Origin of the sequence: Microcoleus sp. AT8-A3 (assembly GCF_036705675.1) — a bacterium.
Classification (GTDB): domain Bacteria; phylum Cyanobacteriota; class Cyanobacteriia; order Cyanobacteriales; family Microcoleaceae; genus Microcoleus.
The window spans coordinates 144,099-168,824 of the sequence record NZ_JAUBVD010000005.1 but is presented as its reverse complement, the minus strand read 5'-3'; the positions used below and the strand labels follow the sequence as shown (position 1 = coordinate 168,824).

General features: G+C 44.4%; 13 protein-coding genes and 2 pseudogenes. 8 read left to right on the top strand and 7 right to left on the bottom strand.

The window, feature by feature from the left end; all coding sequences use genetic code 11:
* Nucleotides 1-216: 216 nt before the first annotated feature.
* The gene (locus tag QUB51_RS05055; protein WP_333055693.1) at nt 217-471 is read left to right on the top strand and encodes a hypothetical protein; all 255 of its coding nucleotides are present in this window, start codon (nt 217-219) and stop codon (nt 469-471) included.
* Nucleotides 472-474: 3 nt separating this feature from the next.
* Here QUB51_RS05055 and QUB51_RS05050 read toward each other — a convergent pair whose 3' ends face one another.
* Nucleotides 475-1,368 carry an EI24 domain-containing protein gene (locus QUB51_RS05050; protein WP_333260707.1) on the bottom strand — a complete coding sequence of 298 codons (894 nt, stop codon included), beginning with the start codon at nt 1,366-1,368 and terminating at the stop codon, nt 475-477.
* 89 nt (nt 1,369-1,457) lie between these two features.
* Between QUB51_RS05050 and QUB51_RS05045 the strand changes: the two genes are divergently transcribed.
* On the top strand, nt 1,458-2,249 hold the full coding sequence (locus QUB51_RS05045) for a 2-phosphosulfolactate phosphatase family protein (RefSeq protein WP_333055691.1): 792 nt from the start codon (nt 1,458-1,460) through the stop codon (nt 2,247-2,249).
* A 460-nt stretch (nt 2,250-2,709) separates the two neighbouring features.
* Here QUB51_RS05045 and QUB51_RS05040 read toward each other — a convergent pair whose 3' ends face one another.
* Nucleotides 2,710-4,137 carry a lipid-A-disaccharide synthase-related protein gene (locus QUB51_RS05040; protein ID WP_333055690.1) on the bottom strand — a complete coding sequence of 476 codons (1,428 nt, stop codon included), beginning with the start codon at nt 4,135-4,137 and terminating at the stop codon, nt 2,710-2,712.
* Nucleotides 4,138-4,258: 121 nt separating this feature from the next.
* Here QUB51_RS05040 and QUB51_RS05035 point away from each other — a divergent pair.
* Together QUB51_RS05035 and QUB51_RS05030 are read left to right on the top strand one after the other, a co-directional pair.
* Nucleotides 4,259-4,501 (top strand): annotated as a pseudogene (locus tag QUB51_RS05035) (Uma2 family endonuclease); the annotation flags it as partial.
* A 169-nt stretch (nt 4,502-4,670) separates the two neighbouring features.
* Nucleotides 4,671-4,994: pseudogene (locus tag QUB51_RS05030) on the top strand (Uma2 family endonuclease); the annotation flags it as partial.
* 221 nt (nt 4,995-5,215) lie between these two features.
* Here QUB51_RS05030 and QUB51_RS05025 read toward each other — a convergent pair.
* The 3 genes from QUB51_RS05025 to QUB51_RS05015 all read right to left on the bottom strand — a co-directional run bounded on the left by QUB51_RS05025 (nt 5,216) and on the right by QUB51_RS05015 (nt 14,621).
* Nucleotides 5,216-10,411 carry a PAS domain S-box protein gene (locus QUB51_RS05025; RefSeq protein WP_333260704.1) on the bottom strand — a complete coding sequence of 1,732 codons (5,196 nt, stop codon included), beginning with the start codon at nt 10,409-10,411 and terminating at the stop codon, nt 5,216-5,218.
* Between the two features lie 417 nt (nt 10,412-10,828).
* Nucleotides 10,829-12,121, bottom strand: a complete 1,293-nt coding sequence (locus QUB51_RS05020; RefSeq protein WP_333055688.1) for an ATP-binding protein — start codon at nt 12,119-12,121, stop codon at nt 10,829-10,831.
* 181 nt (nt 12,122-12,302) lie between these two features.
* Nucleotides 12,303-14,621, bottom strand: coding sequence for a tetratricopeptide repeat protein (locus QUB51_RS05015; protein WP_333233799.1), 2,319 nt, complete (start codon nt 14,619-14,621; stop codon nt 12,303-12,305).
* 160 nt (nt 14,622-14,781) lie between these two features.
* Between QUB51_RS05015 and QUB51_RS05010 the strand changes: the two genes are divergently transcribed.
* The 3 genes from QUB51_RS05010 (at nt 14,782) to QUB51_RS05000 (ending at nt 22,370) form a co-directional block, all read left to right on the top strand.
* The gene (locus tag QUB51_RS05010) at nt 14,782-17,325 is read left to right on the top strand and encodes a glycosyltransferase (protein ID WP_333207671.1); all 2,544 of its coding nucleotides are present in this window, start codon (nt 14,782-14,784) and stop codon (nt 17,323-17,325) included.
* Nucleotides 17,326-17,461: 136 nt separating this feature from the next.
* The gene (locus QUB51_RS05005) at nt 17,462-20,968 is read left to right on the top strand and encodes a glycosyltransferase (RefSeq protein ID WP_333207670.1); all 3,507 of its coding nucleotides are present in this window, start codon (nt 17,462-17,464) and stop codon (nt 20,966-20,968) included.
* 73 nt (nt 20,969-21,041) lie between these two features.
* The gene (locus tag QUB51_RS05000) at nt 21,042-22,370 is read left to right on the top strand and encodes a GH39 family glycosyl hydrolase (RefSeq protein ID WP_333055684.1); all 1,329 of its coding nucleotides are present in this window, start codon (nt 21,042-21,044) and stop codon (nt 22,368-22,370) included.
* 334 nt (nt 22,371-22,704) lie between these two features.
* On the opposite strand, the gene QUB51_RS04995 is transcribed toward QUB51_RS05000, so the two are convergent.
* Together QUB51_RS04995 and QUB51_RS04990 are read right to left on the bottom strand one after the other, a co-directional pair.
* Nucleotides 22,705-23,004 (bottom strand): contact-dependent growth inhibition system immunity protein, encoded by a 300-nt coding sequence (locus QUB51_RS04995; RefSeq protein ID WP_333055683.1) that lies wholly within the window; start codon nt 23,002-23,004, stop codon nt 22,705-22,707.
* Nucleotides 23,001-23,540, bottom strand: coding sequence for an RNase A-like domain-containing protein (locus QUB51_RS04990; RefSeq protein WP_333055682.1), 540 nt, complete (start codon nt 23,538-23,540; stop codon nt 23,001-23,003). Before QUB51_RS04990 ends, QUB51_RS04995 begins: the two co-directional genes overlap by 4 nt.
* Nucleotides 23,541-23,898: 358 nt before the next feature.
* Between QUB51_RS04990 and rfbF the strand changes: the two genes are divergently transcribed.
* Nucleotides 23,899-24,675: a glucose-1-phosphate cytidylyltransferase gene (rfbF, locus tag QUB51_RS04985; RefSeq protein WP_333055681.1), complete on the top strand. Its 777-nt coding sequence runs from the start codon at nt 23,899-23,901 to the stop codon at nt 24,673-24,675.
* The last annotated feature ends 51 nt before the right edge of the window (nt 24,676-24,726 follow it).

Sequence of the window (24,726 nt, the reverse complement as noted above, 5' to 3'; positions counted from 1 at the left end):
TCGCGCATCCTACCAAAGTGTAGCAAATATCACTCTTTATGAGCGCTGCGACTACCTCTTGAGATAGATGCGGAAATACCTCCCAGGGCGCGTTGTCATTTCGGGAAACATTTCTTAACATATAGATAACAAAGGGAATCCGAGGAGACACCAAAAATCCTTAAGCCCTTGGGGTGCCCCGGTTAATCAAACTTTTCGCAAACAAGGGCTAAATTAATGAACAAGCAGCAAAACTCCGAAGTTTCAGCATTTTTGCCCATGCTCCAAAAAGGCATTTGGCTGTTTGGGATTCTCTCTTGGATATTCGGGCTGACAGATAGAAGTATTGCACTATTATCTGACGGATATTTGTCGGCGATCGATATTGTCCAGCTATTTACAGCATCCTTTTTCTTCATTAGCTGGCTGTTTTTAAGCCCGTTTTTGGCGATTAACTCCCAGAGTCAGCCGAAGGAAGAAGCATCTCCCTAGTTTTTAAGTTGTAATGTTAGTTTCTCGATCGCTCTTTCTTTCTTCGGGAGCAAAGCGGGCCGGCCAAATGCGATCGCAAAAAAACAAAGTTCCCGCCGTCACGCACAGCGGAATTGCCAACAAATTCAACAGCGGAATGCTCACCAAACCCAAACAAACCAAACCAAAACTCCCGCTGGCGGGCAAACTCGCCCAAATTATCTCCAACTTCTCCTGAAAAGGTCGCCTCCGCCTCTCCAAAGGTGCATCTAAAAAGTCCAAACAGACAATAGTCGCGCCCAAAGCTACGCCACCAAAACTGCTAAGAATAGAGCCGACACCAGGAATAAAATTTAGCAGCAGCAGGGGTATACCGACGCTCAACAAAATTTGTAGTTTTCGCAGTTCAAAGGCGATCGCCCTTTGAATATCGCCAAAACTACTCGCCAAATTCATTGGTGCTTCTGCGGGCAATTGACCGTTCCGCAGCAGTTCCAATTGTTCGGAAAGTTTGCCGTACCAGGGCGAACCTAAAATCACGCCAAACTGCACTAACAAAAATCCAATTATCAGCAAAAGTCCTGACACTAGGAGTACGCGCAGCAGCCAGCCGAAAGCAACTGTTAACACACCGAGAAAGCTCAGCCAAGCTGGAAAACTCGCAATTAGAGCATTAAATCGGACGGACAAATCGGCAACTAAAACATCTATCCCAGCCAAACTGGGAAATAGCAAGCTTAAATAAAGACCAATACCAATTATAAAATTTAGCACCACGGGAACTAATACATAAGTCCACAGCTTGGGAGTTTGCAAAATCAGCGTGAAAGCTCGCAAAGGATAGGTGAAACCTGCCAGGAGTCCAATTGGTGCGGTAATGGCGGCGCGGGCGGGGTTTGAATTTAACTGTTTTGACATATTTTCTGCTTTTGAAGACTCGACTCTATTTTCTATTATCCATTTTCCATTATTATGACTGATGAGGATTTATCGCAGGTAGCCCAAAAGTGAAGCTTTTTATTTACCATACCCCGGAACTTACGCCAGCCGACAAAATGCCGGCTTGCGCGATCGCAGTTGATGTGCTGCGGGCGACTACGACAATGGCAACGGCCCTGAATAATGGGGCGGAAGCTGTCCAAGTTTTCAGCGACTTAGATAAGCTAATGGCAAGCAGCGAAAAATGGCCTGCTGATAAGCGGATTCGCGCTGGAGAGCGCGGCGGCGGGAAAGTTGACGGATTTGACATGGGGAATTCTCCTCTCGACTGCACGCCAGAAAAGGTGAGTGGGAAGCGAATTTTTATCAGCACAACTAATGGTACTCGCGCTCTGGAACGAGTGCAAGCTGCTGCAACTGTGTTAACGGCGGCTTTGATTAACCGCAAATCTGTGGTGCAGTTTTTGTTAAGTAAACGGCCGGAAACTATTTGGATTGTGGGTTCTGGTTGGGAAGGAAGTTATTCGTTGGAAGATACGGTTTGTGCTGGTGCGATCGCCCAAAGTCTCCTAGCAGAAAGCGGTATTCCTGCGAGCGATTTTGCTGGTAACGATGAAGTATTTGGGGCTATTGCTCTTTATCTCCACTGGCAAGATAGGTTGCACGAATTGTTGGAAAGAGCCAGTCACGGTCAGCGCCTCCTCGGTTTAGGTGTTATTGAAGATTTAAAATATTGCGCGCAAACGGATACTTTAGATGTGCTGCCGATGCAGCGAGAACCGGGAGTTTTGGTTAAGTCGGATTTTAAAATTCCTCAAGCTAATTTCTGGGATCAATCTTCGGAACAAACGGCGAATTAAATTTTTCTGCCAGTGGTGTAAGCTGTCGCGCATTTAAATTGTATATTCAGGGCGGGCGGGACGCTAGGGCCCCTACTCCCCACAAGACTTTGATTTTTTTTGACATACAATTTAAAGGCCGCAACAGCTTATTAGTAAGGTGCGCGGCCCTGCACACCTACTCGAACAACCACAATAAAATTGGTTTGCAGCATCGGAATGCAAGTCCTCATAAAAATCAGAGGACTTGCATTCCTCACTACAGACAACGGAAGTTAGTAGTTATATCATGTCCGGTCGATTACCCGGATTCCTGTAGGGGCCCGTGAGCCAATAATATTTGCCAAAAACGGACAATCTCACAAACCCGCCCTGGCTTATGTATTATGGGCGATCCATCGGACATGATATTAGCGAACAAGATTTTTTTAAAGAAAGTAGAATTAAAGATATTTGGTAGGGACAAAACAATGTTTTGTCCCTAGTCTATTGCGGGCAATGGAGAATTGCTGAATTCACCGCCGAAGCGCTGAATTAAACACTCGGCAATTCTGGCTGCTGCACCGGGTTCTCCCATGCGGCGCCAGCCATTTTCAGCGATTAGCTGCAACCTGTCGGGGTCGCGGAGCAAAGACTGCACGGCACCGGCAACTTCGGCGGGATGTTTGACTAAAATTAATGACGGCCCTAACAGGCGACTTTGAGCTTCTGCAAAGGCGAAAGTAAATTGCGGGCCGTTTCCGGGAATGGCGATCGCCGGTTTTCCTAAACCTACAAATTGTTCTGTAGCGGTTCCGGCCATTGCTATTGCTAAATCGGCTTCGTACAAACAATCGTTAAAACTTTGCTGAGTCAAAATCATCGTGGCATTTCTCTGCACAAATGTCAGGGGCAATAGCAAATTAGGAGATTCTTTCCGAATTTCTCGAGCGCTGGAAACAGGAGGTCGCAAAATACTTGCTTCTGGCCGCTGCGTTCTAGTTTCCCCGTCTTGTCGCCAGCCGAAAAATTCTAAACTAGGTCGCAAAGCTTCTAAGTTTAACTCTGGAGAAATGGCTCCGAAAAATAACAATTTGCGATCGGCAAACAGCGATAAAATTCCGGCTACAGCCTCTACTATTAGCAGCCAATTAGCATAGGCTTCCGGCGCTCTAGAACCGGGAAGTAAGGTGATGATGAGCGATCGCTCGATTTCCCGAAACTCTGCGTCAGGGCCGTAAAAACCGGCGGGGTTTTCCGGTTCGAGTCCGTCCATCATCGGGTTTCCGAGATCGTAAGCGGGAATGCCCAGCTTTTGTAAGGTCTCGGCGGTGAGCGCGTCCCTGGCAAAAACGGCTCGACAGCGCGATCGAGTCATCAACCAGCGCTCCCAAGGCAAATAAACCGATCGCGACCAATTCCACCCACCGCTTACCCTGGATTTGCGAGCCAGAGGCCCGTCCTCGTCCCGCAAATAATACTCGGACTTGGCAGTACCGACAAAGGCATAGGGCGCGCCGCTGAGCCAAGCAAACAGCAGCGGTACAATATCCCCGCAGGCTAAAATAACGCCGTCTTGATTCCCAGACTGTTTTTGGGTTCGCACCCAAGCGCGGATGGCTTTAAACTGAGCGATGGTCAACTGCAGCAGGCCGCCTTTGACATCGCGCAAAAATTCCCTTCTGTCCATGTAAATAAAGCCGCCCGAAGGCATTCGCTGCACCGGGCCGATGATGCGGGCGTTTTCTAGTTGAGCGAAAGCTTGCCCTTCACCCACTAGCGGAAACACGGCTAATTCTGGCGGATGCGGGTGCTGTTGCAGTTCCTGCAAGATGCGAAGGGCGATCGCGTCTTCTCCGTGGCCGTTACTGAGGCAAAGTAATTTCAATCCCAACTCTCTCAAAAACTGTCTCTGAATATATAGAAGCAAGATTAGCCCCAGGATGCAAGGTGGTAGAGCCGGATGTTGAAGTGAGTGGAGCGCCGATCGCACGAGTCCGGGACTTTTGGGTAAAATAGCAGATGAAACTCTATTTTATAGGTAAAATTGGATGGTAGAAACCCTGCCAAAATCTTTGACACTCCAAGAGTTTCTGAAGTTGCCAGAAACTCAACCAGCCAGCGAGTACATTGACGGTGAAATCATTCAAAAACCGATGCCTCAAGGCCAACATAGTGTCATTCAAGGCGAGTTGACAAGCGCTGCTAATGCTACTCTCAAACCTCAAAAGGTGGCGCGAGCATTTCCAGAACTACGGTGCATTTTTGGCGGTCGAGCGATCGTTCCCGACGTGACAAGCGAATTTCTTCATGTGGTACCCGCCACGTGATTTATCTCGCGCAAGTCAATCCAAAATCTCAAACTTGTGCGCTCGCGAAGTCGAAGTATCTAAAATCCTTGCGTCCCCCGAATTAATCTCGCGCAAGTCAATCCAAAATCTAAAATCTAAAATCTAAAATCGAATGACTGTATTCACTTGGGAACGCATTCCCCGTAAAGAAAATGGTGGTGTGGCAAATGTGTTTGCGATCGCCCCGGATTGGACAATTGAAATCCTCTCCCCCGACCAAAGCCAAACTAAAGTTACTAAAAATATTTTATATTGTCTCAAACATGGAACTCAAATCGGTTGGTTAATCGATCCAGAGGAGCGATCGGTTTTTGTATATCGGCCGACTCAATCAACGGAGGTGTTTGACGAACCGGAACAGTTATTGCCCGTGCCATCTTTTGCCATGGAATTGCAACTGACAGTAGGAGAATTATTTGGTTGGCTATTAGAGTGAGATCGTGTCCGATCGAGCGATCGCACATGATATAACTACTGACCACTGACCACTGACTACTGACCGAAAGCATCCAGGATACCCACCACGTGATTCATCCGTCCAGAAATAAAAAACCTGTATCCGATAAAGGAGCCGCCGAATTTATCTCGCGCAAGTCAATACTTCAATTCTTTAATCTAAAATCTAAAATCTAAAATCTAAAATCGATTGACTACTGCCTACTGACCATCGATATATTGCTTTAAAATATTCCGAATTTGTTTGAGCTGAAATCCCTTAGCAAGTTGGCGCAGCTTCGAGACAAACGGCATTAAATTAGGTTCTAAACTCTCCAGCTTAGCACTCTCATCAAAAATTTCTTCAATGTCGCCCATAGCTGCGAGTTTCAAAAGTTTTACTACCGACTCAGAAGCCGCAGGTAACAGAGAAGAATAAGCAGGAAAATCAGAGGCTGGTGACAAACTGGGAGGTTTGCGCTTTTTGTTTTCCGAAGATTCCCCATAAATCCATTCTAGTCCCAAACGCACGCGCAACTGTTCCAAAAAGTGATTTGCTTCGATCGGTTTGGGAAGAAAAGCATCGTACCCTGCGAGGATGCTATCTTGCTGCGTAGCCTCGAAAACGCTAGCTGACATAGCGATTAACACAACATCTTTTACTTCCGGCAACTGCCGCAGTCTTCTTGCCGTTTCTAAGCCATCCATTACAGGCATCCGCAAGTCCATTAAAATGACATCCGGTTGAAATTCAACTGTTTTGTAGAGGCATTCTTGGCCGTTTTGGGCTTCTGCCACATCAAATCCTAAACGTCGCAGCAGCCTGGACAACAAATCGCGATTCTGTTGATTGTCATCCACTATTAACACCTTCCGCTTGTTGCCGATAAAACCGACCAGCCAGCGTTTTTCCTGCAAAGGAGACACCTCCAAGTACCGTTTAGCTGCTGGCAATTCTAAATCTACCCAAAAAGTGCTGCCTTTTCCCAAAGTGCTGTGGACGCGAATTTCGGCACCCATTAGTTTCGCTAATTTCTGGCTAATCGAGAGTCCGAGACCTGTACCTTCAACAAATGTATTGCCTCCTACTTGGTGGAATGGCAAAAATATTTCTTCTAACTTGCTTTGCTCTATTCCCGTGCCGGTATCCTCGACTTGAAAGCGGATTTTTAAAGCGTGTTTGGCTGCGATCGGATTGTGGGAAAAGCGCATATAATTTTGTTTTAGTTCCGAGCTCAAAGTCGAGAACTCATAATTGTCTCCTTGCCCTCGACTCCAGGCCTCTGTGCCGACATAGCCGACTTTAAAAGTCACACCGCCGCTGTTAGTAAACTTAACCGCATTGCTGAGTAAATTTATGAGAATTTGGCGCAATCTTTTTGGATCTACACGAACGCAGCTAGGGAGGGGAGAGACTTGTTCGTAATGGAATAAAATTTCTTTTTGCGAAGCTCGCATCTGAAAGAGATCTGCAATGTTTTTCGTGAAATTTAGAAAATTCAACTCTTCCGGGTAGAGTTCCATTTTTCTAGCTTCAATTTTGGAAAGATCTAAAACATCGTCGATTAACATCAGCAGGTGTTGACCGCACTGTTGAATATTGCTGAGACTTTCTTGCTGATCTGAGCTTAAGTCTTTGTCGGTTTTGAGGATTTGAGCGTAACCTAAAACGCCGTTTAAAGGCGTGCGTAGTTCGTGGCTCATATTGGCCAGAAATTCGCTTTTGGCGCGGTTGGCGCTTTCAGCAGCTAATGCAGCTTGTTGGAGGGCAGATTCTGCAAGTTTGCGATCGACAATTTCCGTTTGTGCTTGTTGAAATAGCGTCGATTGCTGAATCGCGATCGCCAATTGCACGCACAATTGCCGGAGAGATTCTATTTCTGAGGAATCCCAGGGACGGGGGCCCCTGCAATCCTGGGCTATCAGCAGTCCCCAGAGCTGATTTTCTGCCGTCGGTTGGGTCTGGGAAATGCTTTCTCGTGCTTTTAAAATTGGTACTATTAAGTTAGCTTTTACTTCAATTTTTTCGAGAAATTTCATGTGGCATTCCGTCAAATTTTCCCGGTAAATATCTTCCATTGATCTAATACCGCCTTGCTGATAAACTTCAACAAATTTCTCTTTAAAACAGCCATCAATATTGTTAAAATTTAGCAGCGAAATTCTATCTTTTGCCACGGATTCCACAACAACAAAGCCGCTCCAGTCGGGATTAAAGCGGTAAATAACTGTGCGGTCTGTTTGCAAAAATTGCCGCACTTGTTTGACAGCAGTTGTCAGGACTTCTTCTAAATTTAGGGAGGAGCGAATGCGATCGAGCATAGCAACTACTAGCCGTTCTCGCCTTAATTGCTGCTGCAGTGCCATCTCCGCTTGTTTGCGTTCGGTGATGTCGGTAATTACTCCCACTAACCCGATTAAATGACCAGTTTCATCTTTAATGCCGTCGGCGCGAAATAAAGTTGTTACCAGTTCGTTGTTTTTAGTGTTGATTTTGAGTTCGCCTTGCCAAGATTTGCCTTTACGGAGCGTTTTAAACATTTCTAGCAGCACTTTAGTTTGAGGATAAATTGCTGTTAATCCGCCTGCTGTGTTTAGTTCTTCTGCTGTGTAGCCGTACTGTTGAACAAAGGCTTGATTGTGGTAGAGCGATCGCCCTGTCAAGTCAGCAATGCCGATCGCATCGCTGGTGCTTTCCACCGCTTGAGTAACTCGCAGCAAATCTAATTCTGCTTGTTTGCGATCGCTAATATCAGTAATAGTGCCGATATAGCCTTTAATTTCCTGCTTGTCTCCGATTTCTGCAATTGCCTGACCGATCACCCAAATTACCCGACCGTCTGGACGCTGAAATCGGTATTCTGATTTAAAAGGAATTGTATCAATAATTGAGCTATGCCATTCATTTTTTACCCGATCCACATCATCGGGATGTATGGCATTCATCCAGCCAATTTCTGCTGCTAATTCTGCGTTTAATCCCGTAATTTCGCTCCACCGTTGATTCACATAAAGACAATTTCCAAATGTGTCAGTGTGAAATATGCAAACTGGCGATGCTTCTGCTAAAGTTTGGTAGCGGCGCTGGCTCGATCGCAGGGCTGATTCTACCTGTTTTCTATTAGTTATATCGCGGACTATAGAAATAATTTCGCCACCGACAAGCATTGTCAGCGACAATTCTTGAGGAAACTTAGTACCGTCACTGCGCTGACCGATTGCTTCTATATTGCAGTACCCTTTTTGCAGAAGCATCGGCATTATTTGTAATTCAAAAAATATATTTTCTGCTTTGCTGTAGAGCATTTTCCATTTCTTCCCATACATTTCGCTAGGGCTAGCCAAGCCGTACATTTTGAGATAAGCGTCGTTGGAATAAATACATTCTTTATTATTATTAAAAATCGCGATTCCGTCATAAGCAGCGGCCATTGCTACTGCTTGGCGCTGGAGTTGAGACTCTGCTTGTTTACGAGACGTAATGTCGTGGCCGACTGAGTAGATTAAACCTTCTTCGCTAAATGGCGATGCCGTCCACAGGAAGCATTTGTAAGAACCGTCTTTGCAGATGTAGCGGTTTTCAAAGGAGATACTGGACGTACCTGCTATTAGTTTTGCTCCTTCGGCTGCGGTAGCTTTTCGATCGTCTGGATGAACAAATTCGATCATTGGCTTGGCAAACAATTCACTAATACTGTAGCCTAAAGCTGTTGACCAAGCTGGGTTTAAACGTTTAAAATGACCGTCAAAACCTACAATACAAAGCAAGTCTAAGGAGATGGTGAAAAACAGATCGCGCTCTATTTGTGCCTGCTTTAATTCAGTGATATCCATCACTAAACCGTCCCAGAGAATATCGCCTTCGCTGCCAGATTTGCTCTCATTATTGAGCCTTTCTGGTCTCGCAGCTCCTTGCAGCCACTTAACTTTTCCAGATGGTAAAGTCTGCCGCCACTGCTGCTGCCAAGGTTCCAGCGTAGTGGCTGAAATTGCCATTGATGCTTTTAAATCTAAGAGGTCGTCTGGGTGAATTCCATTGGAAATCAGTTCCGCATTTTGCTCTATTGCTTCTGCCTCTAATTCGTAGAGTTGGCTACTGCCTGAAGAAATGTAAGGGAAAGACATTTTTCCAGTTGCTGACATTCGTAATTGATAAATTATTCCCGGCAGGTTAGCTACCAATTTTTGAAAGCGAGCTTCGCTTTGTTCCAGGGCTTTTTGTTGCTGTCTGTATTCGGTAAAATCTCTAATTGTACCCACTATTACTTTACTGCCGTCTGCTATTTGGAAGACGCTTTTTTTGGTAGAAATTATGTGTTCTTTTCCGGCAGAGTCTGTGAAGCTTTCTTCGGTTTCCAAGCAGATACCCGTTGTCAATACTTCTTCATCTTTTGTCCAAAAAACAGCAGCTTCTGATGGGGGGAAAAAGTCATAATCTGATTTGCCGAGCAGTTCTTGCCGCGATTTGCCGACCAACTGACAAAAAGCATCATTTAATATCATCCAGCGGTGTTGCTCGTCTTTGACAAAAATTGGGTCTGGCGTAGCATTTATGGTGTGGTTTAAAAATTCTTCTGATGCTCTCAGTTTGGCTTCGTAGCGGTAGCGATCGCTCACGTCCAACACTACTTCTATTATCCGGTCGATAGACCTGTCCAGGCGGCGGATGCAGCGCAGGGAAACTCGCGTGTGAACTATTTCGCCATTTTTTCTGAGCAACCTTTTGTCTAAGATGTAACCGTCGCTCCTACCTGCTAACATCTGAGAAAAATTTTCACAATTAGCCTCCAAATCTTCTGGATGAGTCAACTCTAGCCAATTATTTTGCACGAGTTCGTAGCGCTCATAGCCCAGCAAATTGCACAGGGCATCGTTAACTTCTATCCAGTGGCAATTTAGAGGAATTTCGCTGTCAATAATTGGAGCGATGATGGCAATGCCGATCAGGGAATTTTCCACCACCGAGCGATATTTTTCTTCACTTTTTCGCAAAGCATCTTGACTGTTTTGGCGTTCTATGGCGTAGCGGAGCGATCGAATTAACAGTTCGCTGTCGATTTTTCTTTTTACCAAATAATCCTGTACGCCGACAGAAATCAACCGCAGGGCAAGTTCTTCGTCGTTTTGGGCGGTCAGAACTACGATCGGCACATTTACCCCGTACTCTTGTACCCGAGCAACCGTCTCGATTCCCCGACTATCTGGCAATGAAAGGTCTAATAAAATTATGTCAAAAGTTTCTTGATTCAATCGCTGCTGCGCTTCGCTGAGGCGCTCTACTTTCGTCAGCACTATACGCTGCGCGCCGCCTATTTCTGACAGCAAATCTTCAATCAGCTCAGCTTCATGAGGGTTGTCTTCTACTAACAGAACTTTAAAGCAGATAGGAGGCAAAGCTAAGTTAAAAACTGCTTTCATAATATTTGTTAATCAAGAAAATATTAAAATAACTGGAATTTTACCTTTTATTTTCCGGGCAGTCATTCAATTCCACGTACACATACATCGATCGTCAGATTCGGGGAGGGTAAGCAATCTTTACAAATAATATGTTTAATAAGTAAAATTATATCACGCACCAACTAGACTGTCAACGGAAAAGAAGTTTTATTCTAAATTGCCATTTATACCAATTAAAACAATGAATGCAACTGTAGCCCATATCCCCACCCCGATACTCACACTCCTTACCAACAATTATTTAATGTTTTTATCTCCCCCTATTGTTTTTTTTGACTTCTACATTATATATTCGATGTAACACATTTTAAGGATAGAGAAAGTGATTAATTTTGCCAAGATTATAGCTTATACATTGGCGAAACTATACCTCAATTAAGCGAGAGTAAAGTAAAAAATTGAACCTTGCTCCGGTTCCGATTCCACCCAGATAGATCCGCCGTGAAGTTCCACAATTTTTTGACAAATTGCTAAACCAATACCAGTCCCAGAATATTCTCTTTGAGTGTGCAAGCGCTGAAAAATTTGAAAGATACGTGTTTGATGCTGTGGAGCAATCCCAATTCCATTATCTGAGACAGAAATTAACCAGTTTTCCTCCTGTTTGCAAGCGGTAATATGAACCACAGGCGTTGCATCGTGGCGATATTTAATCGCATTGCTGACTAAATTTTGAAATAGTTGTACGAGTTGAGAAATATCCCCCATTACCGCGGGTAATTCACTGTAGGTGACAACGGCTTTAGTCTCGCGGATCGCCCCTTGCAGGTTCGCGAGTGCTTGCTCGACTGCATGATTGCAATCTGTCAGTTGAAAAGGTTTCCGACTCCTGCCAACGCGGGAATATTCGAGTAAATCGTCAATTAAAGTTTGCATTCTGGTGCAGCCCTGAACGATATTGCCGATAAACTTACTACCTTGGCTGTCGAGTTGGTCTTTGTAGCGTTTTTCTAAAAGTTGAGCGTAACTAGCAATGGTTGCTAAAGGCGCTTGCAAGTCATGAGAAGCCACATAAGCAAATTGTTCTAGTTCTGCATTTGAACGCGCCAATTCTTGGTTAGATTTTAATAGAGCAGATTCGGCGCGCTGGCGGTGGGATATCTCTTGCTGGAGTACCAAATTTTGCTCTTGCAGAGCTTTTTCAACGGCGCGACGGGTGCTGATTTCTTGTTGCAAAATTTGGTTTTTCTCCTGAAGAGTTTTTTCCACTGCTAATCGGCTCGTAATTTCTTCTTGCAGCAGCATATTTTGTTCTTTTAGCTGCTTTTGTAAATTCCGCAGGCTGAGGTGACTTTCGATGCGGGCCAGCACTTCTTCAAACTGAAATGGCTTGCTGATATAGTCAACAGCTCCCACAGCAAATGCGTTTACTTTGTCAAATACTTCATCTTTAGCGCTGATAAAAATTACCGGAATTTCGCGAGTTTTAGGTTCTAATTTCAAATGCTGACAAACTTCGTAACCGTTCATTTCCGGCATCATTATGTCGAGCAAAATCAAATCTGGTGGATTAGAATTGCACGCTCTCAAAGCCATTTTTCCGTTAATCACGCAGCGGGGGGTGTATCCTCTCTGAGTCAACATCGTAGACAACAGACGCAGGTTTTCTGCTGTATCGTCTACTACTAAAATGTTTCCTAGTGGCGTCTCTGGTTGCTGATTGTTCATTGATTATTTCCCTGTTCCTGTTTTCTTCACAAAAATGTGGGCAGCTATTTTATTTAGGATTTACGGAAAACACCCGGTTTCTAGTAGGAATATCGAGAAAGAAAATGAGGAACCCGCTCCTAAACCGGGTGTTTAGCCGTTTGTGCACAAGCAAGTCCTGTTATTGTTCGTTTAGCAATCCTCAAATCCCCAGCAGCAGAGTCAGAGCATTATTGTCCCAAGTCAATCCTTTATCTAAAACCTTAAATCCCGCGACTTCGCACATAGCTTCTAAAGCATTAGCTGTAGGTAGCCACCAGCACGCCGCAAAATTGTCCATGTCAAAAACTGCTTTTTCAGTTATCCCTATAAGTGCGTTGTTGTTGATGTATGGCCGCCAATAAGCTGTTAAAATAGCTCGTTCAGCGTCGTCCAAAGCTGGAATAAACATTACTCCAGAAGGCGGAAGTTCATAGCGTCCTAACTCATTCTCTATAACTTCTTGGGTAATAGCTGAAGTGAAAATTAAATGCTCGCGAGTTATCTGACGCAAGGCAACTAAAATCTGCAACGGATGGGGGTGATGGTACAAAACTCCTGCACAGTGAACTACATCGTAAGGTTCGCCAATGTCTGCAAGTTGAATCTGAGTGATATCTTGATTGATACAGTGATAATTAGCAATATTTAAACTTGTCATGCGATCGTGAAAATCTTGCCACCAGTGGAGGGATGCCGGCATGGCATCAATCATTGTCAGAGAAACTGCACCGTATTTGCTAGCTACAGATACTTTTTCGCTGACAGTTCCCCACAAGCCGCCGACTTCTGCAAAAGTCTTGCCTTTGACTACTCTGGCAATGTAGCGATCGCGAATATCCTTAGCCTCTAACTCTAATAATAGAGTAGATTCCCCTGTTTGACGCTGTTTTTCTAAAATCTCCTCTAATTTTTGGGATATTTCTGGATCTTTGGGTCTAATTTCTAATGCCATCAAGTACAACATTATGGCTTCGTTAAGCCGATCGCTCTCAGCAAACTTTTGGGCTATTTCGCAGTAAAATTCAGGAGCGTGCAGCGGCTGCATTTCGTGGTGATAGTAGCTAGTTGCTACATCTGAATCTACCGGAGTTCTTTTAGTTAGAGCCTCACCTAATTTTATGTAAATTTTCGGGAGGGACGGCTCGATTTGAAGCGCACAAAGGTAGGCGGAAACAGCATCGTTCCATGCGTGATTTCCACTCAAAGCATCGCCTAAATTGTAATAAGACCAAGAAATAGTGGGATTAAGTTCAATAGCACGTTGGTAAGCGGTAGCTGCGGCTTTCCACTGTTGGGTTTTTAACAGCGCTGCTCCTAAATTGTGGTAAGTCCAAGAGAATTCTGGATTGAGTGCGATCGCCCGCCGATAAGCGAGTGTTGCGGCTTCAAACTTTTGAAGTTGAACTAAAGTCAAAGCTAAGTTATAATGAGACCAAAATAAATCCGCATTTAGTGCGATCGCCTGTTCGTATGCAGCCTCAGCTTCCGACAATTTTTCTAGTTTAACAAGAGCATCTCCTAACTGGTGAAAAGCTGCAAAAAAATTCGGATCTAATTCAGTAGCGCGCTGGTAAGCTGCGGCGGATTCCGACCATTCTTCTAATCGATCGCAAGCTACACCGATGCTGTAGTAAGACCAAGAATAATCCGGGTTAATTTCCACCGCCGTGCGGTAGGCGATCGCAGCTTCTTGCCATTTTTCTAAATTGAGCAGCACGCTGCCTAAGTTGTAGTATGACAAAAAAGAATTGGGATTTAAATCAATACTTTTTCGGTAGGCTGCCTCCGCTTCGCGCCAGAGTTCCTTAGCTTGCAAAACATTGCCTAATTTGTAATGAAAATCAGAAATCTCCGGCTGGAGTTGAATAGCTTTGCGGTAGTTAACAATAGCTTCGTCCCACTGCTTTAGCTCGCTAGCAGCTTCTGCTAATTGGCAGTAAGCTTCGCAAAAGCTGGGGTTTAAATAAATCGTGCGGTGGTAACAAGTCAGCGCTTTTTCTGGCTTGTTTTGCGCCAACAAAGTATTACCTAAATCGAGATATTCTTCTGCTATCTCTATCGGTTCCACCATGAGTGCTTGATACCAACAATCTGCTGCTTCTTCAGCTTGACCGACTTGGGTAAATATCCGGCTCAAATTACGGTAAAATCCTGCAAAGTTTGGTTGCAGGGAGATGGCTTTTTGGTAACAGGCGATCGCCTCTTGCCACTGTTCCCAAGTAGCACAGAGAGTGCCTAGGTTAGCAAAAGCTTCGGCAAAATCGGGTTGCAGGGCGATCGCAACTTTATACCAATACCTTGCGTCTTCTAGTTTACCCTGAGCTTGCAGCGCCTTTCCCAAGGTCTTGCAAGTCTCTGCTGAATTGGGTTCAGATGCCAAAATTTGTTGGCAAAGTGCGATCGCCCGATCGAAGTTCCCTGTAGCCAAATAAATTTCTGCCTGCTGCTGGAAATTCACTTGCACTGTTTCTGAATTCATTTTTTATTTTCCTTTTGAGTTGTCATTCCATGTAAAATTATATGCTACACTTTGCCAAAATTCAAGTTTTTGTAATTAGATCAACCGAACACAGAATAATGATGAAAATCCGCCAAATTAATCTAAACTATATAATCATAGGTTAACAGCGAGCTAAATAATGTCAACAGCTACTCAAACACCGCAAGTAAGCGTAATTATACCTGTATATAATGGATCTCGCTACATCGTACAAGCCGTGGAAAGCGCCCTAGGTCAAACTTTTACTAATTTGGAGATTATAGTTGTAGATGACGGTTCGACAGATAGCACGCAGCAAGTATTGCAGCCTTATTGTGACAGAATTCGCTACATATACCAGGAAAATCAAGGAGTAGCAGCAGCCAGAAATATTGCTTGCCAACTAGCGCAAGGCGAGTTTTTAGCCTTTCTCGATGCCGATGACTATTTCCTACCATCCAAGCTAGAGAAACAACTAGCTTGCTTTGACGCTAACCCCACCTTAGATATGGTGCAAACAGGTTGGGTAATCGTCGATGAAACCGGGCGAGAGATTTCTGCTGTCAAGCCTTGGCAACAAGCGTCTAAATTAAATTTAGAAAGCTTTATTCTATATAAATGCGTGCGACCCAGTGCGATGATGCTGCGCCGAAACTGGTGGGAAAAATTGGCCGGTTTCGATTCTCAGTTGCCACTAGCAGAAGATTTAGACTTTGCCTTGCGTTTAGCTTTAAAAGGGTGCAAAGCAGTTTGGTTAGAAGAAAAACTTACCTGTTATCGCCAGCACAATTCTAATCTCATGTCAATCGGTTTTCGCGTAATGAAGAATATAGAAATTGTGATGAAAAAATTCTTCGCTCGACCCGATTTGCCCCAGTCAATCCGGCAGTTAAAAAACCCAGAACGCTATCAATGCTTAAAGTGGCTGGCATGGCGGATGTATCGCGACGGCCATCTAACAGAGATGGCCCAGTGTTTAGAAGAGTCATTGCAATATACGCCTTTTTCGCCCACACAAACAGTGTTGAATTGGCTGGAAAGTTTTCAGATGGCTTCTGAAGAATATGGTGAAAATTTTGACGCTTATTCGCTGAGTAAGTTAGCCCAATGGCAAGAGATAATTCAGATGGTGATGACTAATCCACCCCAATCTCAACAGAGTTCTATTCCCACACCTTCAAAAGCGCAAGCCCACATTCTACTCTACAACACGGACGATCCGGGCGTGGGAGGATTAGCGCAGTACAATCATGCCATTCTCTGTGAGTTAGCCTTGTTAGGCTATCGAGTCACCTGCGTGCAAACCAAACATTCTAGCCCCTTGCTTGAGCGAGAACGAGAGTTAGGTATAGAACACTTGTGGCTGGATTTTAGCGGGCATAAAGATTTACAGCGGGTGTTAAGAAATACTCAGGATGCACGAGAGCTTTTTGCTAGCAATCAACCGGATATGATTATTTTTAGCGATGGTTGGCCATTTTCCAATTTTGCAGCTAAACAGGTAGTGATGCAAATGGGAATACCATACATGATGGTGATTGGGTTAGTTATGCCAGAACACGCCACTTTTGCCTGCGGAGATGTAGTGCCTTATGTAGAAGGAGTGCTCTACCACTGCCTGCAAGCTAGAGCCTTGATTGTTGGCGCTTACGAACATTTGAATTTATTGTGCCAACATTTCAAGTTGCCAAAAGAGCGAGGACAAGTGATTTACTTGGGGCGTTCTTCTGAATATTTTGCACATCCTAATGCTGCAGCTCGTCAACGCCTGCGGCAAGAAATAGGAATTCCTGAAGAGGCGATTGTCTGTTTCACATCTGCTCGATTGGCATCGATTAAAGGGCATCAATATCAGATTGAAGCAATCAAGCAGTTGCAGCAGTCTCCTGTGTGGTCTAAACTGTATTTTGTGTGGGCAGGAACGGGTGAGGGAAGCGCTGATAATGTAGAAATAGAATTGAGGGAAACTATTAAAGAGTTAGGCGTGAGCGATCGCGTGAAGGCGATCGGACAACGCTGGGATATCCTAGATTGGCTGGATGCTAGCGACATATTCATTTTGACTTCTGTGGCAGATGCAGCGCCTTCTCTTGCAGTTATGGAAGCGATGGCTAAGGGATTGCCGGTAGTTGCAACGGCTGTGGGCGGGATTCCTGAAGGGCTTGGCGATACTGGGAAATTGTTGCCCGATCCGAATACCGATCCAGAGGGAACCGCGAGGGAATTGGCGGAAACTGTAGAAGCTTGGGCGATGAATCCAGAATTGCGACATCAAATCGGTCAAGCTTGCAAGCAGCGGGCAGAGCAAGTGTTTAAAGAGGAACGGATGTTGGCAGAGTCGATGGAGGCGATCGAAAAAGCTTTACTTTGCGATCGTCAAACAGATCCATTTGTTACTCAAAAAAAGGTGCAGAGGTCAATGGCGAAGATAGAAAACCGGGTGCACTACAGCTCTTTAGTGTGGAATGCTTGGCAGGCTTACTGTCAAGAAGATCTAAGCGGAATGCAGAAGTGGCTTCAAGAATCTTTGAAGTACACACCTTTTTTGAGTACAGAAACGCTGTTAAACTGGGTAGAATATTTTGGCAATTTTTCGTCAGCTAAAGGGCATAGTTTAGATACATATTCTCTAATTAATTCAGTAGAATGGCAACAATTAGTCGAGGAAGTACAGGGTATTGAATCTGTATTTTATGCACGTTAAAATACCAAATTTACATTTCAAATTCGGATTGCTCTCAACAGTAGAATTGCATCTGCCTTCTGCCTGACATCCGTTACATCCGTTACATCCGTTACAGAATCCGTTGCCGAACCCTTCCTTATCACCGATAAAATTCATGTCAATAGCAAATCCGACACCGCGAGTAAGTGTAATTATTCCAGCATATAATGGATATCGCTACATCGCGCAAGCGGTAGAAAGCGTCATCAGCCAAACCTATAAAAACTGGGAAATTATCGTCGTAGACGACGGCTCAACCGACGACACCCGCCAAGCATTGCAGCCTTATGTTGAAAAAATTCGCTATGTTTATCAGGAAAACCAAGGAGTAGCTGCCGCTCGCAACCGAGGAATTCAGGAATCCCGATGTGAATTAATTGCTTTTTTAGATCAAGATGACTTTTTCTTGTCCGATAAGTTAGCTGGACAAGTTGCGTTATTTGACGCTCAGCCATCACTAGGAATTGTTAATAGTGGCTGGCGAATGGTTAAAGAGCAAGGCGAAAGTATTTTCGATGTCACACCCTGGGAATACTTGCCTCAGCTAGACTTAAAAACCTGGATTGTTTATATGCCCCTACTTCCCAGCGCCATGATGTTTTCGCGGCAGTGGCTGGAACGAGTCGGTGGCTTTGATTCTCAGTATGATTCAGTAGATGATGCCGACTTAATTGTGCGTTTAGCACTATCTGGTTGCGAAGCTGCTTGGTTGCCTCAAGTGACAGTATGCTACCGCCAGCACGGGCAAAATGTGTCCATCCAGAGAGCGATAAAACAGGCAAACCTTTGTATTAAATTAAAGCAAAATTTCTTCAGTAGAGCAGACTTACCAGAGGATATCCGCCAATTAGAAAAGCTTGCTTTTTATGAGGCTCTGACATGGATGGCGTGGCAACTGTACTACAGTGGCCATCCGGCAGAAATGACTGACTATTTGCAAAAATCTTTGGATTATACCCCGTACTCCCTGACAGCAACTATAGCAGATTGGGTAAAGCGCATCACTAAAATTTCTAACACCTACGGCTGCAATATCGATGCAAATTATCTCATAAACTTACCAGAATGGAAACAGTTAATGGCTAATATCATTCCTTCAAAAAAATCGCGCGTCAGTGTCATCATCCCGGCTTACAACTGCGATCGCTACATTGTCAGAGCCGTAGAGAGTGTTCTTGACCAGACTTATCAAAACTGGGAAATTATCGTCGTAGACGACGGCTCAACTGACAACACTCGCCAAGTTTTAGCACCTTACCTCGATTTAATTCAATACATCTATCAAGATAACCAAGGAGCAGCAATTGCTCGGAATCGTGCTTGCAAATTAGCAAAAGGGGAATTTTTAGCTTTTCTAGATGCTGACGACTTCTTCTTACCAGAAAAACTAGAAAAACAAGTAGCTTGCTTTGACGCTGACCCTACATTAGATATGGTGCAGACAGGTTGGGTTATCGTTGACAAAAACGAGGAAGGCATCTATGGAGTAAAGCCTTGGGAAGAAGAACCAAAATTAGATTTAGAAGCCTTTGTTTTCTACAAATCAGTGCGTCCTAGCGCCATGATGCTGCGGCGAGAGTGGTGGGAACGCTTGGGCGGTTTCGAGCATCGCTTGCCGCCAACCGAAGATTTAGATTTTGTGCTACGTTTAGGTTTAAAAGGCTGCAAGTCAGTTTGGTTAAAAGAGATATTAACCTGCTATCGTCAGCACGACAGCAATATCATGTCTAACGGCTGCAAATTAATGAAAAATACGGAAATTTTGATGGAGCAATTTTTCGCGCGGCCAGATTTGCCTCAGCACATCCGCGACTTGAAACGGGCGGAACGTTACAAGTGTTTCGTATGGATAGCATGGCGGATGTACCGCGACGGATATTTGCCAGAAATGGTCGAATGTCTGGAAAAATCTCTGTATTACACTCATTTGACAGGCACTGAAACTGTTTTTAATTGGCTGGAAACTTTTAAGGGGGTTTCGGAACAGTACGGCTACAACTTTGATGCCTATGCCTTAACCAATTTACAGGAATGGCAAGACATAGTGGCGATCGCAGCTAACAATCCTTACCAGTTTCAATCGGCTCCCCGTTCGACTTCTCGGCAGCCAAGACAGCACGTACTCCTGTACACAGAAGACTCAGGAGTCGGCGGATTGGCTCAGTTCAACCACTCGCTGATGTGTAAATTAGCGGCGGATGGCTACCGAGTAACCAGCGTTCAAAGTCAAGCTTCTAATCCTTTAATTACCGAACAAAAACAGCTAGGTATCGAACATATTTGGCTAGAGTTCGACACGATGAAAGAGTTTTTGCGAATAGCTTACAATTTGGATGATGCTCAAAAGATTTACGCCCAAGCTAGACCGGATTTAATTATATTTAGTGACGGCTGGCCGATGGCTAACTTTGCAGCTAAACAAGTTGCGATCGAGCAAAATATACCGTACATCATCAGTCTGGGTTATATCAATCGCAATTATGAAACCTTCGATCGCGGCGATCAAATCCCCTATTTCGATGCAGTTGCCTACCAGTACATTGTAGCCAAAGCAGCAGTAGCAGTTTCCCACGAGAATTTAAACTTGTTCCAAAGTCTATTTAAAGCGCGTCTAGAACGGGGAAAAGTAATCTATTATGGCAGACCAAATAGTTATTTTGAGTCACCGAATCTTTCCACTCGCCAACGCCTGCGTCAAGAACAAGGAATCCCTGAAAATGCTGTCGTTTGTTTTACGGCGGCGAGATTGACTCCAATTAAAGGATATCAGTATCAATTGCAGGCGATCGCCCAATTGAAAAATCGTCCAATTTGGCCCCAAATTTACTTTGTTTGGGCCGGGCCGGGGTCTACTACTCACGACAATATGGAACCTGAATTAAGAGCAACTGTGAGCAAATTGGGAGTAGAAGAACAGGTTAAATTTTTAGGACAGCGCTGGGATATTGCCGATTGGCTCGACGCCAGCGACATCTTTATTTTATCTTCCCAAGCAGAAGGAATGCCGCTAGCAATTATGGAAGCAATGGCGAAAGGATTGCCCGTAATTGCCACAGCAGTCAGCGGGATTCCTGAAGAATTGGGAGATACGGGAAAGTTGCTGCCCGATCCTACAATCGACCCAGAAGGAACAGTAAAAGAGTTGGTAGAAACGGTGGAAATATGGGCAGAAAATCCCGAATCGCGTAGACTTGCAGGACAAGCGTGCAAAGCGCGAGCCGAAGAACTATTCCAAGAAGAACGGATGCTTCGGGAATATGGAGAAATAATTGAACAGGCATTGGTAAGTGACGATGAGAGCGACAGTTTCTCTATTAGTCCGAAACTCAAAAAGCAGCTACAGCAAGTGGATAGCCTGCTGAAATACTATTATTTAGTGTGGAAAGCTTGGGAGGCTTACGATCGGGGAGATATGTCCGAGATGGTGAATAATTTGCAATCTGCTTGGGCCTGCACACCTTATTTTACCACGGAAACTATCTTTGATTGGGTGAAAAACTTTGGTATTTTCGCAGCCGAAAAAGGCGTTACGTTCGATACCCACGAGCTGATCAACTCCCGGTCGTGGCAACAAGTGATAGAATCAATACAGGGTTTTGAAGTGTTTTCATCGGTTCGTTAAAACAGAGCTCTTGTAGCATTCTTAGGAACGGGATATCCGGCCCATTCCACAAAACATCAACCAAAGAAAAGATATGCAATTTACATTCAAGTTCCCACGGATTAATAAACTGCTGCCAATTTGTTTAGCTATTGTCACTGTTCTGTTAATAGCCTATTTGGGACAGCAACCAACTGTTGCCCAACTGCGATCGAACGTTACAGTAGATTTTGGACAGCCAGCCACCGGTACAATTTCCATGAGTGGCATCCTGCACGGAATTGATACTAGCCAGCCGCCGGATAGTTCTATTAAACCCTTGCAGCCCAAACTTTGGCGGGCGGGGAGACTCGATATTTACGATCGCATAATCGCCAGCGGAGCCGAGTTTCAGTTAGTAGTCAGCGACTTGTGGGGCTACGGTAGCAATCCCAATGGCTGGCCCTATCAAAACTACCCCGCGTGGGAAGCATTCGTGCGGCAATTAGCCCAGCAAAATAAAGGCAAAAAAATTATTTGGGATGTATGGAATGAGCCAGATTGGAAAGATCCATTTTGGAACGGAAGCAGAGAACAATTCTTTGAAACTTACAAAAGAGCTTACAAAATTTTGCGGGAAGAATTGGGGCCGTCAGCAATGATTGGCGGGCCCAGCCTCGGCCGCTACAGCAAAGAATATCTCGCCGCTTTTTTGGATTACTGCAAGGCTAACAAACTTGAAGTAAATTTCCTCTCGTGGCACGAACTTAACGACACGATGATCTTATTTGTTGACGATCACGTAATTGAGGCTAAACGCAATTTTCAGCAAAGTCCCTCTTACAAGGAACTGAAATTGCAAAAAATTTACGTCAACGAAATTGTCGGCAACTTAGCGCAGTACCAGCCGGGGGAAATCTTAGGTTATTTGTATAACTTAGAGTATGCAAAAGCTGACGGTGCTTGCAGAGCTTGTTGGGATACTAAAGGGCCAAATAAAGTTAGCAATTGCTTCAACAATACGCTGAGTGGGATGGTCACGCCTAATACTTTTGAGCCGAGAGCTGCTTGGTGGACTTACAAAGCTTATGCTGACGGAGTTAATTCGCGGGTGCGGAGTTGGTCAAATAACAATCGCCTTGTCGCTTTAGCCAGCAAGTCCAATCCTGAAGGTAAAGCACAGATACTTTTAGGTTATTTCGACCCCAATTTTTCCTCAGCAACAACGGTAACATTAACCATCGGCAATTTGGAGCAGCTAGGTATTCAAAGGGGTCAGAAAATCACTCTAAAATTAGAAAAGATTCCCAACAATCAAGAAGGAGCCGTGCCACAGCTTGTCACAGTTAAAGAAGAAAGTTTTTCGGTTGGTAGCGGCAGCTTGGCTTATGTTATCCCTAATTTCAACGTCCACGAAGGCTACTTATTGACGGTTAGCAAGTGAGCTAGCAATCCTATTAGATTGTGAACAAATTGTAGGGACACGGCACTGCCTTTCGTCGTGTCAACTTAACGTTAAACCGATAGTCCGACAGGGGTTGAAACCCCTGCCTCAAAGCTGAAGTCCTCTAAAAGAGGACTAATGAATTATTCAGTCCTCTTTTAGAGGACTTTGACTATTAGACAGGGAATTCATTCCCTGGCGGACTGGCGGGTAGGCGCGAGGACTAGCGGACGAAAAGCTTAATTTGACACGCATTGGGCACTGCCGTGTCCTTACAAATATATAGACAAATTGTGGGACAGGGCACTGCCGCGTCCTTACAAATATATAAAGTTTAGCTGGGATTATTCAAAGATTTTTGCACAGATTCCAACCATTCTCTGACTGTTTGATTTTCGGATTGGGGGTCGTAGTAACACCCTAATTCATCGAGGATAAATGCTTCTAAATCGGCGGGGGCGATCGGCATTTCGAGCAGTTTGCTGAGCTCTTGCGATGCAGCTTCAACACTTGCGGGCGGTTCGCTGCTGCGGTAGTTGTTCACTACATCGCTGGGAGTGTCAGCTTCTAACTGCCAGTCTTGGTGAAAGTAGGAACTGAAAAATTGGGTTAAATGAGGAAATTGATCGATCATTGGGGATAGGCTGTGAGAATAAAGTATCCGGGAGGTAATTTGGCGCTGCGCTGGAGGACGATTCTCAGGCGAGATGTTGAAGTTGCTTTGGATGCGCGGCGACGCAGAGTAATACCAATGATTCTGTTGGCATTGTAGTCGATCGTATAACGATTACCTCGACTTTTCACCCAGGAGTCGATCGCACTTTGATTTCTGTTCATTGCTTCTGCAATAGCCGCTTCGGCGACGGAACGATCGATAAAAGAAGATGCAGCAGAAATTCTCGTTTCGCTTGCGAGTCGCTGTGCTAGTTGTGCTTCTGTTTTACCAACGTGTCTCTCTAAAGTGTGTCCTCCTGCTGATTCGTGAAATTCTAATCCCCCGCCCGGTATGTTGGGTACAAAAGCTACGGTGGTTTCTGGTATGGTTGAGATTTTCGGTGCAACAACCGTGGCGTAAACACCAGGTATAGCCCATTGGAATAATATAATTATGGAGGCGATCGCACAGAGGATACCTAAAAAATTTTTTAGGCGATCGAGTTGATTTTTCATTGCTGCTTAATCTCTTTCTTATATTTAGTATAGGTGTTTGCTGTTTTTTTGTCTATTTCCTAATCTACCATTCCTAAGTTAGAAATTGCGCGCTGTATTCAAATATACTGTCCGCAGTACCCACCCTACTGTTAGTTAGAAATTGCGCGCAGCATTTAAATACATGGTGTGCACGGAACACCCTAGGATTATTACTAAATACACGGTGTCCACGGATCACCCTACGATTATTTATAATAATTCGTGATTTCTGGGGTTGACAAAGCTTCACTCACTATGAGAAAAAGTTAATAATTCTTTGAATAAATCCCTGATTATTGATGATAAATTAATTGATCATCTTTTAAAAATAAAAAAAATGCAAGTAGTTATCCTAGCAGGTGGTCTCGGTACTCGTCTCAGAGAAGAAACAGAATTTCGTCCCAAACCCTTAGTGGAGGTGGGGGGACATCCAATTATTTGGCACATCATGAAGATATATGCACACTTCGGTTTCCAAAACTTTATTGTGTGCTTGGGCTATCGCGGCAACATGATTAAAGAATATTTCCTTAATTATGAAGCCATGAACAATGACTTTACTATCTGTCTGGGACGGCAAAATACGATCACTTATCACGAGGAACATCTCGAACAAGATTTTCAGGTGACACTGGCTGAAACTGGCGCGGAAAGCATGACAGGAGGGCGGGTCAAACGGATAGAAAAATATATAGATCGCGAGAATTTCATGGTGACATACGGCGATGGAGTAGCTGATGTCAATATTGAGGCTTTAGTCGATTTCCACAAGTCTCATGGTAAGCTGGCAACTGTCACCACATTCCGTCCGATTTCTCGCTTTGGAATTTTGGATGTAGACAGCGATAGCCGCGTAGTACAGTTTTCTGAAAAACCTCAAATAGATGGCTGGATCAGTGTTGGATATATGATATTTAACCGCCGGGTATTTGAGTATTTGGGGGGAGATGATTGTATTTTAGAACAGGAGCCGATGCAGCGTTTAGCAGCAGACGGACAGTTGATGGCTTACCGTCATGATGGCTTCTTCTTTGCGATGGATACTTATCGAGAATACAAGTATTTAAACGAACTTTGGGATGAAGGAAAGGCTCCTTGGAAAATGTGGAAATAAATTAGTTTTGGGTATTCTCAGTAAGCCTTTTATGAACGGGCTATCCTGCCC

What these genes read in the sequence shown, in the direction of transcription:
- QUB51_RS05055 (WP_333055693.1), top strand. Translation starts at nt 217, where the DNA reads ATGAACAAGCAGCAAAACTCCGAAGTTTCAGCATTTTTGCCCATGCTC.
- QUB51_RS05050 (WP_333260707.1), bottom strand. Translation starts at nt 1,368, where the DNA reads ATGTCAAAACAGTTAAATTCAAACCCCGCCCGCGCCGCCATTACCGCA.
- QUB51_RS05025 (WP_333260704.1), bottom strand. Translation starts at nt 10,411, where the DNA reads ATGAAAGCAGTTTTTAACTTAGCTTTGCCTCCTATCTGCTTTAAAGTT.
- QUB51_RS05020 (WP_333055688.1), bottom strand. Translation starts at nt 12,121, where the DNA reads ATGAACAATCAGCAACCAGAGACGCCACTAGGAAACATTTTAGTAGTA.
- QUB51_RS05015 (WP_333233799.1), bottom strand. Translation starts at nt 14,621, where the DNA reads ATGAATTCAGAAACAGTGCAAGTGAATTTCCAGCAGCAGGCAGAAATT.
- QUB51_RS05010 (WP_333207671.1), top strand. Translation starts at nt 14,782, where the DNA reads ATGTCAACAGCTACTCAAACACCGCAAGTAAGCGTAATTATACCTGTA.
- QUB51_RS05005 (WP_333207670.1), top strand. Translation starts at nt 17,462, where the DNA reads ATGTCAATAGCAAATCCGACACCGCGAGTAAGTGTAATTATTCCAGCA.
- QUB51_RS05000 (WP_333055684.1), top strand. Translation starts at nt 21,042, where the DNA reads ATGCAATTTACATTCAAGTTCCCACGGATTAATAAACTGCTGCCAATT.
- QUB51_RS04995 (WP_333055683.1), bottom strand. Translation starts at nt 23,004, where the DNA reads ATGATCGATCAATTTCCTCATTTAACCCAATTTTTCAGTTCCTACTTT.
- QUB51_RS04990 (WP_333055682.1), bottom strand. Translation starts at nt 23,540, where the DNA reads ATGAAAAATCAACTCGATCGCCTAAAAAATTTTTTAGGTATCCTCTGT.
- rfbF (WP_333055681.1), top strand. Translation starts at nt 23,899, where the DNA reads ATGCAAGTAGTTATCCTAGCAGGTGGTCTCGGTACTCGTCTCAGAGAA.